This is a genomic window from Bacillus sp. BPN334, from assembly GCF_008368885.1.
GTDB classification, from domain to species: domain Bacteria; phylum Bacillota; class Bacilli; order Bacillales; family Bacillaceae_G; genus Bacillus_A; species Bacillus_A wiedmannii.
In genome coordinates this window covers 1-15,841 of the sequence record NZ_QOZW01000029.1, presented here as the reverse complement: position 1 = coordinate 15,841, position 15,841 = coordinate 1, and the positions used below count along the sequence as shown (strand labels likewise).

The 15,841-nt window shown below is 37.2% G+C and carries 14 protein-coding genes, 2 tRNA genes, 1 rRNA gene and 2 riboswitches; of the genes, 14 read left to right on the top strand and 3 right to left on the bottom strand.

The genetic code is table 11. From position 1 onward, the window contains the following. The first annotated feature begins 49 nt into the window (after positions 1-49). The 7 genes from rrf to tsaD all read left to right on the top strand — a co-directional run bounded on the left by rrf (position 50) and on the right by tsaD (position 3,127). Positions 50-165: ribosomal RNA gene (gene rrf, locus DN393_RS30750) — 5S ribosomal RNA — on the top strand. A 12-nt stretch (positions 166-177) separates the two neighbouring features. Then, a tRNA-Met gene (locus DN393_RS30745) sits at positions 178-254 on the top strand. A 3-nt stretch (positions 255-257) separates the two neighbouring features. Further along, positions 258-333, top strand: a tRNA-Asp gene (locus DN393_RS30740). Between the two features lie 174 nt (positions 334-507). Further along, entirely contained in the window at positions 508-981 is a 474-nt protein-coding gene (gene tsaE, locus DN393_RS30735; RefSeq protein ID WP_000049636.1) for a tRNA (adenosine(37)-N6)-threonylcarbamoyltransferase complex ATPase subunit type 1 TsaE, read from the top strand. Continuing rightward, the gene (gene tsaB, locus DN393_RS30730) at positions 962-1,654 is read left to right on the top strand and encodes a tRNA (adenosine(37)-N6)-threonylcarbamoyltransferase complex dimerization subunit type 1 TsaB (RefSeq protein WP_064475179.1); all 693 of its coding nucleotides are present in this window, start codon (positions 962-964) and stop codon (positions 1,652-1,654) included. The genes tsaE and tsaB overlap by 20 nt, the downstream gene beginning before the upstream one ends. Positions 1,655-1,667: 13 nt before the next feature. Next, on the top strand, positions 1,668-2,111 hold the full coding sequence (gene rimI, locus DN393_RS30725; protein WP_064475180.1) for a ribosomal protein S18-alanine N-acetyltransferase: 444 nt from the start codon (positions 1,668-1,670) through the stop codon (positions 2,109-2,111). Then, positions 2,111-3,127, top strand: coding sequence for a tRNA (adenosine(37)-N6)-threonylcarbamoyltransferase complex transferase subunit TsaD (gene tsaD / locus DN393_RS30720; protein ID WP_064475181.1), 1,017 nt, complete (start codon positions 2,111-2,113; stop codon positions 3,125-3,127). The genes rimI and tsaD overlap by 1 nt, the downstream gene beginning before the upstream one ends. A 408-nt stretch (positions 3,128-3,535) precedes the next feature. Here the strand turns inward: tsaD and DN393_RS30715 are convergent, their stop codons facing one another. Then, positions 3,536-5,470 (bottom strand): ABC-F family ATP-binding cassette domain-containing protein, encoded by a 1,935-nt coding sequence (locus tag DN393_RS30715; RefSeq protein ID WP_218779097.1) that lies wholly within the window; start codon positions 5,468-5,470, stop codon positions 3,536-3,538. Between the two features lie 187 nt (positions 5,471-5,657). Here DN393_RS30715 and DN393_RS30710 point away from each other — a divergent pair, with 187 nt between their 5' ends. Next, a complete protein-coding gene (locus DN393_RS30710; protein WP_000437704.1) occupies positions 5,658-6,287 on the top strand; it encodes a redox-sensing transcriptional repressor Rex in 630 nt (209 codons plus the stop codon). A gap of 29 nt (positions 6,288-6,316) precedes the next feature. Here the strand turns inward: DN393_RS30710 and DN393_RS30705 are convergent, their stop codons facing one another. Together DN393_RS30705 and DN393_RS30700 are read right to left on the bottom strand one after the other, a co-directional pair. Next, on the bottom strand, positions 6,317-6,508 hold the full coding sequence (locus DN393_RS30705; protein ID WP_001246201.1) for a YdiK family protein: 192 nt from the start codon (positions 6,506-6,508) through the stop codon (positions 6,317-6,319). Next, on the bottom strand, positions 6,505-7,254 hold the full coding sequence (locus tag DN393_RS30700; RefSeq protein ID WP_000745348.1) for a CPBP family intramembrane glutamic endopeptidase: 750 nt from the start codon (positions 7,252-7,254) through the stop codon (positions 6,505-6,507). Before DN393_RS30700 ends, DN393_RS30705 begins: the two co-directional genes overlap by 4 nt. A gap of 401 nt (positions 7,255-7,655) precedes the next feature. Here DN393_RS30700 and groES point away from each other — a divergent pair, with 401 nt between their 5' ends. The 6 genes from groES to DN393_RS30670 all read left to right on the top strand — a co-directional run bounded on the left by groES (position 7,656) and on the right by DN393_RS30670 (position 15,604). After that, positions 7,656-7,940: a co-chaperone GroES gene (groES, locus tag DN393_RS30695; RefSeq protein ID WP_000917306.1), complete on the top strand. Its 285-nt coding sequence runs from the start codon at positions 7,656-7,658 to the stop codon at positions 7,938-7,940. Positions 7,941-7,978: 38 nt separating this feature from the next. Continuing rightward, positions 7,979-9,613: a chaperonin GroEL gene (groL, locus tag DN393_RS30690; RefSeq protein WP_073519048.1), complete on the top strand. Its 1,635-nt coding sequence runs from the start codon at positions 7,979-7,981 to the stop codon at positions 9,611-9,613. A gap of 139 nt (positions 9,614-9,752) precedes the next feature. Beyond that, a riboswitch (purine riboswitch) is annotated at positions 9,753-9,854 on the top strand. A gap of 165 nt (positions 9,855-10,019) precedes the next feature. After that, the gene (gene guaA, locus DN393_RS30685) at positions 10,020-11,558 is read left to right on the top strand and encodes a glutamine-hydrolyzing GMP synthase (protein ID WP_132136588.1); all 1,539 of its coding nucleotides are present in this window, start codon (positions 10,020-10,022) and stop codon (positions 11,556-11,558) included. A gap of 154 nt (positions 11,559-11,712) precedes the next feature. Further along, positions 11,713-11,814: riboswitch (purine riboswitch) on the top strand. Positions 11,815-11,942: 128 nt separating this feature from the next. Then, on the top strand, positions 11,943-13,268 hold the full coding sequence (locus tag DN393_RS30680; RefSeq protein ID WP_000833102.1) for an NCS2 family permease: 1,326 nt from the start codon (positions 11,943-11,945) through the stop codon (positions 13,266-13,268). 145 nt (positions 13,269-13,413) lie between these two features. Then, complete coding sequence (locus DN393_RS30675; RefSeq protein WP_064475196.1) at positions 13,414-14,115, top strand: response regulator transcription factor; 702 nt, start codon at positions 13,414-13,416, stop codon at positions 14,113-14,115. After that, the gene (locus DN393_RS30670; protein ID WP_088046836.1) at positions 14,099-15,604 is read left to right on the top strand and encodes a sensor histidine kinase; all 1,506 of its coding nucleotides are present in this window, start codon (positions 14,099-14,101) and stop codon (positions 15,602-15,604) included. Before DN393_RS30675 ends, DN393_RS30670 begins: the two co-directional genes overlap by 17 nt. The last annotated feature ends 237 nt before the right edge of the window (positions 15,605-15,841 follow it).

The window sequence follows — 15,841 nt, the reverse complement described above, 5'->3', positions numbered from 1 at the left end:
CTTTAAAAGTTAAATAAGTTATGATGATTCTTGTCTTAAATGAATACAGTCTGGTAATGATGGCAGAGAGGTCACACCCGTTCCCATACCGAACACGGAAGTTAAGCTCTCTAGCGCCGATGGTAGTTGGGACCTTGTCCCTGTGAGAGTAGGACGTTGCCAGGCTATTTATATCATCGCGGGGTGGAGCAGTACGGTAGCTCGTCGGGCTCATAACCCGAAGGTCGCAGGTTCAAATCCTGTCCCCGCAACCAAATGGTCCCGTGGTGTAGTGGTTAACATGCCTGCCTGTCACGCAGGAGATCGCCGGTTCGACCCCGGTCGGGACCGCCATTTTATATAAAGAAAAGAACGAAACATGTTGTTTCGTATTTTTTTATTTGTTTTAACAAAAAACTAATAAAGACAGTCAAACTATCCTTAGGAAAACTCCTAAGGACTTTTTTATATATTCAAAACCTGTATAATAAAGAGCAGAGAACATTGTGAGTAAAGTAGGTGAAGTCTGTGAGTAAATATGAAATAACAACAAACTCTTCTGAGGAAACACAAAGATTATCAGAAAAACTAGGTGGACTTGTCGGTGCACAAGATGTAATTATTTTAGAAGGAGATCTAGGGGCTGGTAAGACAACTTTTACAAAAGGGCTAGCAAAAGGTCTTGGAGTGAAAAGAGTTGTAAATAGTCCTACCTTTAATATTATTAAAGAATATAAAGGGAGATTGCCGCTATATCATATGGACGTGTATCGCTTAGCGGAAAGTGAAGAGGACTTAGGTTTTGATGAGTATTTCTACGGTGAAGGAATTACCGTAGTAGAATGGGCTCATTTAATAGAAGCATTTTTACCAAATGAGAAGTTACAAATTAGTTTATTCCATGCTGGAGATGATACAAGGAAAATTGTACTCGAGCCAATTGGAGATCGATATATTAGATTATGTGAGGAGCTATTACAAGATGAAAGTACTAGCAATTGATACTTCAAATTACGTAATGGGTGTATCCCTTATTGAGGAAGGAAACGTAATTGGGGAAATCATTACAAACTTAACAAAAAACCATTCTGTACGTCTTATGCCAGCTGTAGAGAAATTGTTAAAAGAATGTGGTGTAAAACCGAAAGAATTAACTAAAATCGTTGTAGCTGCTGGACCTGGATCATATACAGGTGTTCGTATAGGTGTGACAGCTGCAAAAACATTAGCTTGGTCACTTCAAATACCAATTGTAGGTGTATCAAGTTTAGAAGTAGTGGCTGCAAACGGTGCTAATTTTGATGGATTAATCTGTCCTTTATTTGATGGAAGACGCGGACAAATTTATACTGGGTTATATACATATGAAGGAGAGCATTTAACTTCTATAGAAGAAGACCGAATCATCCTTATTGTAGACTGGTTGCAAATGTTAAAAGATAAAGGAAAGCCGGTTTTATTTATTGGTAACGATGTTAAATTGCACAAAGAAACAATAATAGAACATTTAGGCAATCAAGCTGTATTTGCTCCTTTTACTAAAAATAACCCAAGACCAAGTGAGTTGGCGTTCTTAGGATTACAAAAAGAGGAACAAGACGTACATTCATTTGTTCCTAGTTATCTTCGTTTAGCTGAAGCCGAAACAAAGTGGTTAGAAAGTCAAAACAAGTAGGAGCTTGCAGAAGATGGATATGGTATTTAGAAAGATGGAACTCGGTGATATCGCTCAAATTGTAGCTATTGAAGAAGCGTCTTTTTCAACTCCTTGGACTGCAGATGCCTTTCACCGTGAGTTAACGACGAATGAACATGCACATTATGTTGTGCTAGAAAAAGATGGTCGTGTAATTGGGTATTGTGGATTGTGGATAATTATTGATGAATCACATATAACAAATGTAGCTATTTTGCCAGAATACAGAGGTCAAAAGCTAGGGGATGCTTTATTGAAAGAAGTTATTTCCGAAGCGAAAGATTTAGGAGTAAAAACGATGACACTTGAAGTACGTGTATCAAATGAAGTAGCAAAACAGTTATACAGAAAATACGGATTTCAAAATGGTGGAATTCGTAAACGATACTATGCAGACAATCAGGAAGATGGTCTCGTAATGTGGGTGAATATATAATGGAAAAAAATACGATTATACTTGGTATTGAAACAAGTTGTGATGAAACAGCAGTAGCAGTTGTTAAAAATGGAACGGAAATTATTGCGAATGTCGTTGCATCACAAATTGAAAGTCATAAACGTTTTGGCGGAGTTGTACCAGAGATTGCATCTCGTCATCATGTAGAAGAAATTACAGTTGTGTTAGAAGAAGCTTTAAAAGAAGCAAATATCACATTTGATGATATTGATGCAATTGCTGTAACAGAAGGACCTGGTTTAGTAGGAGCGCTTTTAATAGGGGTAAATGCAGCGAAAGCAGTGGCTTTTGCACATGATATTCCTTTAGTGGGTGTTCATCATATCGCTGGGCACATTTATGCGAACCGTTTAGTGAAAGAAGTTCAATTCCCACTACTATCACTTGTTGTATCTGGTGGACATACGGAGCTTGTTTATATGAAAGAACATGGTTCATTCGAAGTGATTGGTGAAACAAGAGATGATGCAGCTGGAGAGGCATATGATAAAGTAGCTCGAACGTTATCCATGCCATATCCAGGTGGTCCTCATATTGATCGCCTTGCACATGAAGGGGAACCGACAATCGATTTGCCTCGTGCATGGCTAGAACCTGATTCGTATGATTTCAGTTTTAGTGGATTGAAATCAGCAGTTATCAACACTGTGCATAACGCAAAACAACGCGGGATAGAAATTGCACCGGAAGATTTAGCGGCAAGTTTCCAAGAAAGTGTAATAGATGTGCTTGTAACGAAAGCATCTCGTGCAGCAGAAGCATATAACGTAAAGCAACTTCTTCTTGCTGGTGGAGTAGCTGCGAATAAAGGACTTCGCGCACGTTTGGAAGCGGAATTTGCGACAAAAGAAAATATTGAGCTAATTATTCCTCCACTATCTTTATGTACCGATAATGCAGCGATGATTGCAGCCGCAGGTACAATTGCATATGAACAAGGAAAACGTGCTACATTAGCTTTAAATGCAAATCCAGGATTAGATATTGAAGCATAGTTATGCACAAAATTAACCACAGCTTGTGGATAAAACCCATATTATCTGTTGATAATATGGGTTTTATTGTGTATATAAAATGTTGATAACTTTTTTGGGTATTGTGGATAATGTGGAAAAGTTATTTTGGAGTTTATTTTATAAAGGTGGATATGTGTATAAACCTGTGGATAAAGTAGGTGAAGTCTGACCTTTGAATGTATTCTTTTTTTGGGAAATAAATCGCAAGAAGATATCTCTAAAAAACATTTTGAAATGTGCCCTTATTATAGGGGCGAGCCAACGTTGTCAAACTTTGTCGGTAAATCGGTACGTCTTGTCGAAGCGTTTATACCCCAGCTAGAAGATAAAAAGGATGTCGCATAGTCAAAAATCCCGACTTATGAGACATCCTTCTTATTCATACTCTTATAAATGTAATTCTTCCCATTCTGCCATACAAGCATCAAGTTGCTCTTGTAGTGTTTGCTTTTTCGTTGTAATTTCACTAGCCTTTTCATAATCTGCGTATATTTCTGGTAAGCAAAGTTGATCTTCTAACGTAGCAATTTCTTCTTCAAATTCTACAATATTTTGTTCTAGTTCCTCAATTTTTCGAGTGCGTTGACGTTCTAATTGTTTACGCTCTTTTTCTTCGAGATAATTTAATTTTTCTTGAGCTACAGTTTTTTGAACAGGTGCTTGGTTTTCTTGCTGCTCTTGTTGTTCAAATGCTGCGCGTTCAATCATTTCATTTTTCTTCTCCACATAGTAATCGTAATCGCCTAAATACTCTTGTGCACCTTCTGTTGACAACTCAACAACGGTCGTCGTTACACGATTAATAAAGTAGCGGTCATGTGAAACAAATAGAAGGGTGCCTGGATAATCAATTAAAGCATTCTCCAAAATTTCTTTACTATTTAAATCAAGATGGTTCGTAGGTTCATCGAGAATTAATAAATTCGATTTTTGCATCATAAGTTTTGCAAGAGCTAATCGAGCTTTTTGTCCACCACTAAGAGAAGATACTGGTTTTAGTACATCATCCCCTGTGAATAAGAAGTTACCTAATATCGTGCGAATTTCTTTTTCGGGCTGCAATGGATATTCATCCCATAACTCATTTAAAACTCGCTTAGAAGATGTTAAATTTGCTTGTTCTTGATCATAATAACCAACAGATACATTGGATCCGAAAGAAACATGACCATTTAATAGTGGTAACTTATTCACAAGTGATTTTAATAATGTGGATTTCCCAATTCCGTTTGGACCAACTAAAGCAACGCTATCCCCACGAGTTAAGCGCATAGTTACATGTTCAATAATCGGATCATCATCATAGCCGATAGTTGCATCCTTTACTTGTAAAACATCATTTCCACTTTGTTTTTCGATATCGAAGTGGAAGGATGCTGACTTAGAATCACCTAATGGTCTAGTCAATAATTCCATTCTATCTAATTGTTTACGACGGCTTTGCGCACGTTTTGTCGTAGATGCGCGAGCTATATTTTTTTGAACGAAATCCTCAAGCTTAGCGATTTCATCTTGTTGTTTTTCATAACGTTTCATGTCTTGCTCGTATAATGCTGATTTTAAGTCTAAATATTTACTGTAGTTACCAACAAATCGTCTGCTTTCTTTATTCGAAATTTCATATACTTGTGTAACGAGTTTATCTAAGAAATAACGGTCATGGGAAACGATTAGTATTGCGCCAGGATAGCCTTGTAAATATTGTTCAAGCCATGTTAATGTTTCGATGTCTAAATGGTTTGTAGGCTCGTCCAAAATAAGTAGGTCTGGTTTCGTTAATAATAATTTACCGAGAGCTAATCGTGTTTTTTGTCCACCACTTAATGTAGAAATCGTCGTCTGGTGCGTTTCAACTGGGAAGCCAAGACCACTTAAAATCGAGCGAATATCTGCTTCATATTGATATCCACCTTGATCTTTATAATCTAATTGCAATTGGTCATAATCAGCTAATAATCTTTCATATGTAGCCTCGTTTGAAAAGTTTTCTTCTTTTCCCATCTCTTGCTCTAGCCTTCGAAGTTTTGTCTCCATTTGCTGCAAGTGTGTAAAGACGGTTAACATTTCATCCCAAATTGTTAAAGACGTTTCTAACCCGGTATTTTGAGCTAAATATCCGATTGAGACATCTTTTGGTTTTATAATTTCGCCACCATCATGAGATAGCTCACCAGCTATTATTTTTAATAATGTAGATTTTCCGGCCCCATTTCGTCCGACTAATGCGATACGATCTTTCGTTTGAACTTCTAATTTTATGTTTGCAAGAATCGTTTCTGCACCGTATAATTTCGTAAGCGCGTTTACTTGTAATAAAATCAATGTTTTCACCTCAAATAATTTCTTAACTTTGCCATGTTTATATTTCTCAATCATACTAAAAATAGTGTATAGTTTAAAATAAAGAGAGAATACTTCTTCTCTTTATTATACAGGGAAATTCATGAGTGCTAAACTTCTGTATTTGATTCAAGTATATGAATAAAGATAGGAAGAGAGGAGAGGTTATATGGAGCAGCAAAAAATTCCACAGGCCACTGCCAAACGATTGCCTCTATACTATCGATTTATCCAAAACTTATCTCTTTCTGGTAAGCAACGTGTTTCATCAGCCGAATTGAGCGAAGCGGTAAAAGTTGATTCCGCAACGATTCGAAGAGATTTTTCGTATTTTGGAGCGTTAGGGAAAAAAGGTTATGGATATAACGTAAATTATTTATTATCATTTTTCCGTGAAACACTCGACCAAGATGATATAACACGTGTAGCACTTATTGGAGTAGGTAATTTAGGGACCGCTTTCTTACATTATAATTTCACGAAAAACAATAATACAAAAATTGAAATGGCGTTTGATGTTAGTGAAGAGAAAGTCGGGACAGAAATCGGGGGCATTCCTGTATATCATTTAGATGAATTAGAAGAACGTTTATCAACTGATATACAAGTGGCAATATTAACAGTACCCGCTACAGTAGCACAATCTGTAGCAGATAGATTGGCAGAAACGAACGTGCATGGTATTTTAAATTTCACACCAGCGCGCTTAAATGTGTCAGATAATATAAGAATTCACCATATTGATTTAGCGGTAGAGTTACAAACACTCGTTTACTTTTTAAAGAATTATCCACAATAAAACGCAGAGGAAGCGACCTCTGCGTTTTATTATTGTTTTTTCTTTGTGAATTTAACTAATATAAGGCGAAGTGCCAAATTAAAATCAATTGTTGCCATAACTGCAAATAGTATTGTCCACATATTCCAGATTGTATCTGTTACGTTCGTAATGGCGAAGCGTGTAAAGATACATCCTAGAAGGAAGTACAATGCAGCCATGAACAATGGTGAGTTCCTCATACTAAAAATCCTCCGATAAAGCCTTGCATTTTTTCAGCTTCTTTAATCATTTCTTGAATTTGTTCATTGCTCATTAAAACTTGAGCAACTGCAACTAATGTATTCATTGCAACATGAGCTGCGATAGGGACGATAATACGCTTCGTTTTTACATATAAAAAGGCGAATACGAGTCCCATAGAAGTGTATACCAATAAGTGAGTGAAATCAAAATGAATTGCTGCGAATACAAGAGAACTAATGATAGCAGCGATAAAGAAGTTAAACTTCTTATAAAGTGTACCAAATAAAATTTTTCTAAATACGATTTCTTCCAAAATAGGTCCTATTATAGAGATGACGATAAGGAACCAAGGTGTCGTTCTTGCGATATCCATAAGTCTTGCTGTATTTTCTGATCCAGGTTTAATTCCTAATACACGCATTTCTATCATACCGGCAATACTTTGTGAGAAAAATGCTAGGAAGAACCCGATAAAAATCCAACCAATCGTAGCTGGAACAGTAGAGCGCATTGTATCTAAACGTCTGTCACGAATATCTGTTCTAAGTAACCAAAGTACGATACATAATGCAATAAAGAAGCTAATGATTGCCCAGTGGCCAGTTATGAGTTGAAATTTCTCTTCTCTAGTAAATCCCCTGTTATCATAAAGTCCAGTTTTCAGCAGAAGTGGTAATCCAGCAATGGATGATAACTGCATTAAAATGTATGTAACGATAACCCACCAATATTGTTTTTTCAAATGGTTTAACCATCCTTTCTAACTCTAGTGTATGAGATAAGGTAGGATAACATGTAAGTATGCTACCTACGATATAAACTTCACTTAAATTATGTTTTTTTCGTAAATCCTTATTTGAAATTATAATAGAAGACAGGAGAAAGTTGTGTGTATAGCGAAAACAACTTAGGGTGTCCTTTCATATTGTAACATACGAGTAGTGGAAACAACGATTCATATGGTAAAGGTAGAAGAAGAGGGACTCTATATAGAAAAGTGTATAGCTTAATTTGCGAAAAAATTATGATTTTTTTACTTGCAAAAGAAATTGAGATTATTTATTATTATAAGTGTGTTAGCACTCGAGTGACTTGAGTGCTAATAAATAAAATTTACATAACAAAATGAGGAGGTTATTGTTCATGCTAAAGCCATTAGGTGATCGCGTTGTAATTGAGCTTGTTCAAGCAGAAGAAAAAACAGCAAGTGGTATTGTATTACCAGACACTGCAAAAGAAAAACCACAAGAGGGTAAAGTTATTGCAGTAGGTACTGGTCGAGTGCTTGAAAATGGTGAGCGTGTTGCTTTAGAGGTAGCTGCAGGTGATCTTATCATCTTCTCAAAATATGCAGGTACTGAAGTGAAATATGAAGGTACTGACTACTTGATTTTACGTGAAAGTGACATTTTAGCAGTTATCGGTTAATTATATAAATCTTAAAAAAATCAAGGGGGTCAATTATTATGGCAAAAGATATTAAATTTAGTGAAGAAGCACGTCGTTCGATGCTTCGCGGTGTCGACACTCTTGCAAACGCAGTAAAAGTAACGCTTGGACCAAAAGGTCGTAACGTTGTACTTGAGAAAAAATTCGGTTCACCACTTATTACAAATGACGGTGTAACAATTGCAAAAGAAATCGAATTAGAAGATGCATTCGAAAACATGGGTGCAAAATTAGTAGCAGAAGTTGCTAGCAAAACAAATGATGTAGCTGGTGACGGAACGACAACTGCAACTGTATTAGCACAAGCTATGATTCGTGAAGGTCTTAAAAACGTAACAGCTGGTGCGAACCCAATGGGTCTTCGTAAAGGTATCGAAAAAGCTGTTACTGCTGCAATCGCAGAATTAAAAGAGATTTCTAAACCAATCGAAGGTAAATCTTCTATCGCACAAGTAGCTGCTATTTCTGCGGCTGACGAAGAAGTTGGTCAATTAATCGCTGAAGCAATGGAGCGCGTTGGTAACGACGGCGTTATTACTTTAGAAGAATCTAAAGGATTTACAACAGAATTAGACGTAGTAGAAGGTATGCAATTTGATCGTGGATATGCATCTCCTTACATGATTACTGATTCTGACAAAATGGAAGCAGTTCTTGATAACCCATACATCTTAATTACTGATAAGAAGATTTCTAACATCCAAGAAATCTTACCAGTATTAGAGCAAGTGGTACAACAAGGTAAACCACTTCTTATCATCGCTGAAGACGTAGAAGGCGAAGCTTTAGCTACATTAGTAGTGAACAAACTTCGTGGTACATTCAATGTAGTAGCTGTTAAAGCTCCTGGATTTGGTGACCGTCGTAAAGCAATGCTAGAAGATATCGCAATCTTAACTGGTGGCGAAGTAATCACTGAAGAATTAGGTCGTGACTTAAAATCTGCTACAGTTGAATCTTTAGGACGCGCTGGTAAAGTTGTTGTAACGAAAGAAAACACAACTGTAGTTGAAGGTATCGGAAATTCACAACAAATCGAAGCTCGCATTGGCCAAATCCGCGCGCAATTAGAAGAAACTACTTCTGAATTCGATCGTGAAAAATTACAAGAGCGTCTTGCAAAACTTGCAGGTGGCGTAGCAGTAATTAAAGTAGGTGCAGCAACTGAAACTGAGTTAAAAGAGCGCAAACTTCGTATTGAAGATGCACTTAACTCAACTCGTGCAGCAGTAGAAGAAGGTATCGTTGCAGGTGGTGGTACTTCACTTATGAACGTATACACGAAAGTAGCTTCTATCGTAGCTGAAGGCGACGAAGCAACAGGTATCAACATCGTACTTCGCGCACTAGAAGAGCCAGTTCGTCAAATCGCAATCAACGCTGGTCTAGAAGGATCTGTAGTTGTAGAGCGTCTAAAAGGCGAAAAAGTAGGCGTTGGTTTCAACGCAGCTACTGGCGAGTGGGTTAACATGCTTGAAACTGGTATCGTAGATCCAGCTAAAGTAACTCGCTCTGCACTTCAAAACGCAGCATCTGTTGCAGCTATGTTCTTAACGACTGAAGCTGTAGTAGCTGACAAGCCAGAACCAAATGCACCAGCAATGCCTGACATGGGCGGCATGGGCATGGGCGGTATGGGCGGAATGATGTAATTCCGTTTGCTCGAAAAACATCCATTTCTATATAGAAATGGATGTTTTTTTATGTTTTTTAGAAAAGGAAATTAATTTCTGTAGAATTTTGTCGCTTTCTCTCTTGACCATATCGATACTTCATTGTTAGAATCTAGGAAGATAATATAAAACAATCCTTCATATATCCTCGATGATATGGTTTGAGAGTCTCTACCGGGTTACCGTAAACAACCTGACTATGAAGGCAGTGCGTCTTATATTTATAAAGAGCGGAAGACTATCTTTCTTTATAAAGCCAGACCCCTGCCTTTTCTTTGTTATGAGACTAGAGGCGGAGGACTGGCTTTTTTTATTATATTAGTAATGCTTTTTGCCTAATTGGTAAAAATATTTATATACGAGAACTAACGTTGGGGTGATTATTTTGAAGAAGCAGCATGATACAATTATCGTTTTAGATTTTGGGAGTCAGTACAATCAGTTAATAGCACGTCGAATTCGTGAGTTCGGTGTATACAGTGAACTTCATCCACATACAATTACTGCAGAAGAAATTAAAGCAATGAATCCAAAAGGGATTATCTTCTCTGGTGGACCAAATAGTGTATACGGTGAAGGCGCATTACATTGTGATGAAAAAATCTTTGAACTAGGATTACCGATCTTCGGTATTTGTTACGGTATGCAGCTTATGACGCAACACTTCGGTGGGAAAGTAGAACGTGCAAACCACCGTGAGTACGGAAAAGCTGTTCTTAAAGTAGAGAACGAATCAAAATTATATACGAACCTTCCAGAAGAGCAAGTTGTATGGATGAGCCATGGCGACTTAGTAACTGGTTTACCTGAAGGATTCGTAGTAGATGCGACAAGTGAGTCTTGTCCGATTGCTGGTATGAGCAATGAAGAGCAAAACTTATACGGTGTACAATTCCACCCAGAAGTACGTCACTCTGAGCACGGTAACGATTTAATTAAAAACTTCGTATTCGGCGCATGTGGTTGTTCTGAAGGATGGAACATGGAGAACTTTATCGAAGTAGAATTAGAGAAAATCCGTGAAACTGTTGGAGACAAAAAAGTACTATGCGCACTTAGCGGCGGTGTAGACTCTTCTGTTGTAGCAGTATTAATTCATAAAGCAATCGGCGACCAATTAACATGTATTTTCGTTGACCACGGTTTACTTCGTAAAGGTGAAGCAGAAGGCGTTATGAAAACATTCAGCGAAGGCTTCCACATGAACGTTATTAAAGTGGATGCACAAGAACGCTTCATGAACAAGTTAAAAGGTGTAGAAGATCCAGAGCAAAAACGTAAAATAATCGGTAATGAATTCATTTACGTATTTGATGATGAAGCTTCTAAATTACAAGGTATGGACTTCCTAGCACAAGGTACACTTTATACAGATATCGTTGAGAGTGGTACAGCAACTGCACAAACAATTAAATCTCACCATAACGTTGGTGGTCTTCCAGAAGACATGCAGTTCAAATTAATCGAGCCTTTAAACACGTTATTTAAAGATGAAGTACGTGTATTAGGATCAGAATTAGGAATTCCTGATGAAATCGTATGGCGTCAACCATTCCCAGGCCCTGGTCTTGGTATTCGTGTATTAGGTGAAATCACAGAAGAGAAATTAGAAATCGTTCGTGAATCTGATGCGATTTTACGTGAAGAAATTATTAAAGCAGGCTTAGACCGCGAAGTTTGGCAATACTTCACTGCGCTTCCTGGTATGCGTAGTGTAGGTGTTATGGGTGACGAGCGTACTTACGATTACACAGTAGGTATCCGCGCAGTAACTTCTATCGATGGTATGACAGCTGACTGGGCACGTATCCCTTGGGACGTATTAGAGAAAATCTCTGTACGTATCGTAAACGAAGTAAAACACGTTAACCGTATCGTGTATGATATAACAAGCAAGCCACCAGCAACTATTGAGTGGGAATAATATTATAAAAAAAGATCCATCTATTGCTCATGCATAGATGGATCTTTTGTATTTTCACCCTTAATACGAACGAAATTATAAAAGTTTATAAAAATGTTCGTTTTTAAATTGACAAAACCACCTCCTCGAGTTAATATGAGTATGTAATTCAAACGAAAAGTGAATATTATGCCGTCGTATAATATCGGGGATATGGCCCGAAAGTTTCTACCTAGCTACCGTAAATGGCTTGACTACGAGGCGTTTAGATAAAGATGAGGGGAAACTTGTCTTTATTCATAGAACGCTTCCATGTATATGCAATGGAAGCCTTTTTTATTTTTAATAGATAAAAGAGGGCTAGGGAGATTACGGCGAGTAATCATATAACGGGGGAAACGTAAGATGAAACGCTATTTTCAGTTTGATGAACTCGGTACAAATTATAAAACAGAGTTCATAGCAGGTTTAACGACATTTTTATCTATGGCTTATGTATTATTTGTCAATCCTGCTACGCTGTCACTTGGAAATGTTAAAGGGTTACCAGCAGGTACAGGAATGGATCCAGGTGCAGTATTCGTTGCTACAGCATTAGCAGCAGCGATTGGTTCGTTAATTATGGGGATCTTCGCGAAGTATCCGATTGCTTTGGCGCCGGGGATGGGAATTAACGCGTTCTTTGCTTATACGGCAGTGTTAACGATGGGTATTCCGTGGCAAACAGCAATTGCTGGAACATTAATGTCAGGTATTATCTTTATTATTCTTACAGCTTCAGGTATTCGTGAAAAAATCATTAATGCAATTCCAACAGAGTTAAAGTTTGCAGTAGCGGCAGGTATCGGATTGTTCATTGCCTTCCTTGGATTCCAAAATGCCGGAATTATCGTGAAAAATGATGCTGTTCTTGTTGGGTTGGGGGATTTAACAAAGGGCACAACGTTACTAGCAATCTTCGGGGTTGTTACGACAATCATCTTCATGATTAAGAAAATAAATGGTGCAGTTTTCTACGGTATGATTCTTACAGCAATCTTAGGAGTAGCGACAGGATTAATTGATACTCCGAAAGCGGTAGTGGGAGCAATACCGAGTCTAGAACCAACGTTCGGTGTGGCGTTAACTCACTTCGGAGATATTTTCACTGTTCAAATGGTGATTGTTATTATAACGTTCTTCTTCATCGATTTCTTTGATACAGCAGGTACACTTGTAGCGGTTGCGAATCAAGCTGGATTAATGAAGAACAATAAATTACCACGTGCAGGAAAAGCATTATTTGCAGATGCGATTGCAACTGTAATCGGTGCAATCTTAGGTACATCAACAACAACGTCTTACATTGAATCTTCTGCTGGGGTAGCAGCGGGTGGACGTTCTGGATTTACAGCAGTTGTAACAGCAGGGTTCTTCTTACTGGCACTATTCTTCTCGCCATTATTAAGCGTTGTAACACCAGCTGTAACGGCACCAGCTTTAATTATTGTAGGAATCTTAATGGTTTCATCTTTAGGCGAAATTGATTGGAAGAAGTTCGAGATTGCAGTACCAGCATTCTTTACAATCATTTCAATGCCACTTACGTATAGTATTGCGACAGGGATTGCAATCGGGTTTATCTTCTATCCAATTACAATGGTAGTAAGTGGTCGTCGTAAAGAGATTCATCCAATTATGTATGTTATGGGAGTGTTATTCGTACTATATTTCATCTACGTTCGTAAATAAAAGGGGTTTTTTGAAAGGTCTAGACTTAAGGGGAGTCTAGACCTTTTTTGCGTCTTCAGAAAATCTTAAGGATTTCCGAGCGTTTTTCTTCAGAAGTTTTCCTATAATAGAAGTTAGGGATTAAAAAAGTGATGGGGGAGATATTGTGGCACACGAAACAATACTTGTCGTAGATGATGAAAAAGAAATTCGAAATTTAATTACAATCTATTTAAAGAATGAAGGATATAAAGTATTGCAAGCAGGAGATGGTGAAGAAGGATTACGCCTATTAGAAGAAAATGAAGTGCATCTAGTCGTATTGGATATTATGATGCCGAAAGTAGATGGTATTCATATGTGTATGAAAGTAAGAGAATCGAAAGAAATGCCGATTATTATGCTTTCGGCGAAAACGCAAGATATGGACAAGATTTTAGGATTAACTACAGGTGCAGATGATTACGTAACGAAACCATTTAATCCGTTAGAGTTAATCGCAAGAATTAAATCTCAGTTACGTCGTTATATGAAGATGAATGGTTTTGCTATTCAAAATGAGGACGAGTTAGAAATTGGAGAGATGAAAATAAACATTTCAACCCATAAAGTTATTGTGGATGGAGAAGAAGTGAAATTGACACCGAGGGAATTTTCAATTTTAGAATTACTAGCTCGTAACCCGGGTATGGTCTTTAGTGCGGAACAAATTTATGAAAAGGTTTGGAATGAAAGATCTTTCCAGTCGGATAACACGGTAATGGTTCATATTCGGAAAGTGCGTGAGAAGATTGAGGAGAATCCAAGGAAGCCTAGATATATAAAAACTGTATGGGGAGTGGGATATAAGATTGAAAAAGATATTTAATCCATTTACTTATATTAGGAAAACTAGAGAATTAATTGAAAAGCTAGTGAAGAGGGTGAAGCGGAGTGTACGCATTCAACTTATTACTGCGTTTACTGCTTGTGCGTTGTTAGGGATTTTGTCAGCAAAAGCAGCAGCACCTTTTTTTGAGAATGCGAATCGGCAGGCGACAATCGATTATCGGTCTGGTATGGAGCAAATTAATCAACAAGCCCAAAGTGTGGCAAATAGTTCAGTTCATGAAAATAAATTAGAAGCTATATCAAGTATGATTGAAATAGAGAATCAAAATTTAGAACAAAACTCTAGAGCTTTAAAAGTGTTGGTTACTGACGAGAGTGGAAAAGTTTTATATAAGACGAAGCAGGCGCAAGAAGAACAAATTGATTTGCATAATACAATTCGTAATGCATCATCGTTTGCGATTAATTATATGAATGGTAGAAAAGAATTTGAAAGTACAAGAAAAGAATTTATAGCTTTTGCACCTATTACAATAGAAGATAAGAATTTATACATGTTTGTTAGTGGCATTCCGGAAGGTGAAGTAATATATGATACGCAAGAAGGACCGTTTCCATTTTTCATAGGTGTACTTGTATTTATTTTCTCTTTCTTCTATATAACAAAGAGAAAGATGAAGCAAATTGAAGCGATGGCGCAAGGTGTAAAGGAAATAGAAAAAGGAAATTTAGCGTATCGTATTGAGAAAAAAGGTGAAGATGAGATTGCGTCTTTAACTGAGAATATTAATAATATGGCGGAAGAGCTTATGAATAATATAGAAAAGGAACGTAAATTAGAGAAGCAAAAGAATGAGCTTATTACGAATGTGTCACACGATTTACGTACACCACTGACTTCTATAATGGGTTACTTGCGATTACTTCGAGATTCTAAATATGAAAATAAAGAACAACATGATGAGTATACGAGAATTGCTTTTGCGAAGTCGGAGCAGTTAAAGAATTTAATAGAAGATTTATTTGAGTATACGAAGTTAACAAATGAGCAAGTTATATTAGAAAAACAAGAGGTTTGTATAAATGAGTTATTGGAGCAATTAATAGAAGAGTTAGTACCGCAAGCAGAAGAGCATGGACTTACGTTTGTTAAGAAGTTTCCTGAGGAACGTGCCTATGCAGCGGTTGATTCGGAAAAGATGGTTCGTGTGTTTGATAATTTATTAATGAACGCGATTAAGTATAGTAAAGATGATGGGGAGATAAAAGTTTCTCTTCAAAGGCAGCGCCGGGATATACAAATTGTAATTGCGAATCATAGTGAAGAGTTTACGAGAGAAGAGTTAGGGAGTTTGTTTGAACGATTTTATAAGAAGGATCAATCTAGAAGTAGAGTAACAGAAGGATCGGGACTTGGATTAGCGATTGCGAAAAGTATTGTTGAGTTGCAAGGTGGCAGTATTCGAGCGGAATATGAGGATGGTATTATTCAGTTTATCGTTTCGTTACCAATTATAGAAAAATAATAAATGAATAGAATGATATTTGATAAAAAGGTTTATTTTAAAAGAAATAAGCCTTTTTATATTTTTTTAGAAAAATATGTTGACGATTAGAGTATAGAGGTGTAATATAGAACAAGTCGCCGATGCAATAACGCAGAACGTGGCAAACGAAATGAAAAACTTAGTTGACATTGAAACATGAAGATGTTAACATAAGGGAGTCGCAAATGAGCGACCAAGTAGTTCTTTGAAAACTGA

Excerpts from the sequence above, each read along its gene's own strand:
- DN393_RS30705 (WP_001246201.1), bottom strand. The coding sequence starts at position 6,508 with ATGAGGAACTCACCATTGTTCATGGCTGCATTGTACTTCCTTCTAGGA.
- groL (WP_073519048.1), top strand. The coding sequence starts at position 7,979 with ATGGCAAAAGATATTAAATTTAGTGAAGAAGCACGTCGTTCGATGCTT.
- groES (WP_000917306.1), top strand. The coding sequence starts at position 7,656 with ATGCTAAAGCCATTAGGTGATCGCGTTGTAATTGAGCTTGTTCAAGCA.
- DN393_RS30710 (WP_000437704.1), top strand. The coding sequence starts at position 5,658 with ATGGAGCAGCAAAAAATTCCACAGGCCACTGCCAAACGATTGCCTCTA.
- rimI (WP_064475180.1), top strand. The coding sequence starts at position 1,668 with ATGGATATGGTATTTAGAAAGATGGAACTCGGTGATATCGCTCAAATT.
- tsaB (WP_064475179.1), top strand. The coding sequence starts at position 962 with ATGAAAGTACTAGCAATTGATACTTCAAATTACGTAATGGGTGTATCC.
- tsaD (WP_064475181.1), top strand. The coding sequence starts at position 2,111 with ATGGAAAAAAATACGATTATACTTGGTATTGAAACAAGTTGTGATGAA.
- DN393_RS30680 (WP_000833102.1), top strand. The coding sequence starts at position 11,943 with ATGAAACGCTATTTTCAGTTTGATGAACTCGGTACAAATTATAAAACA.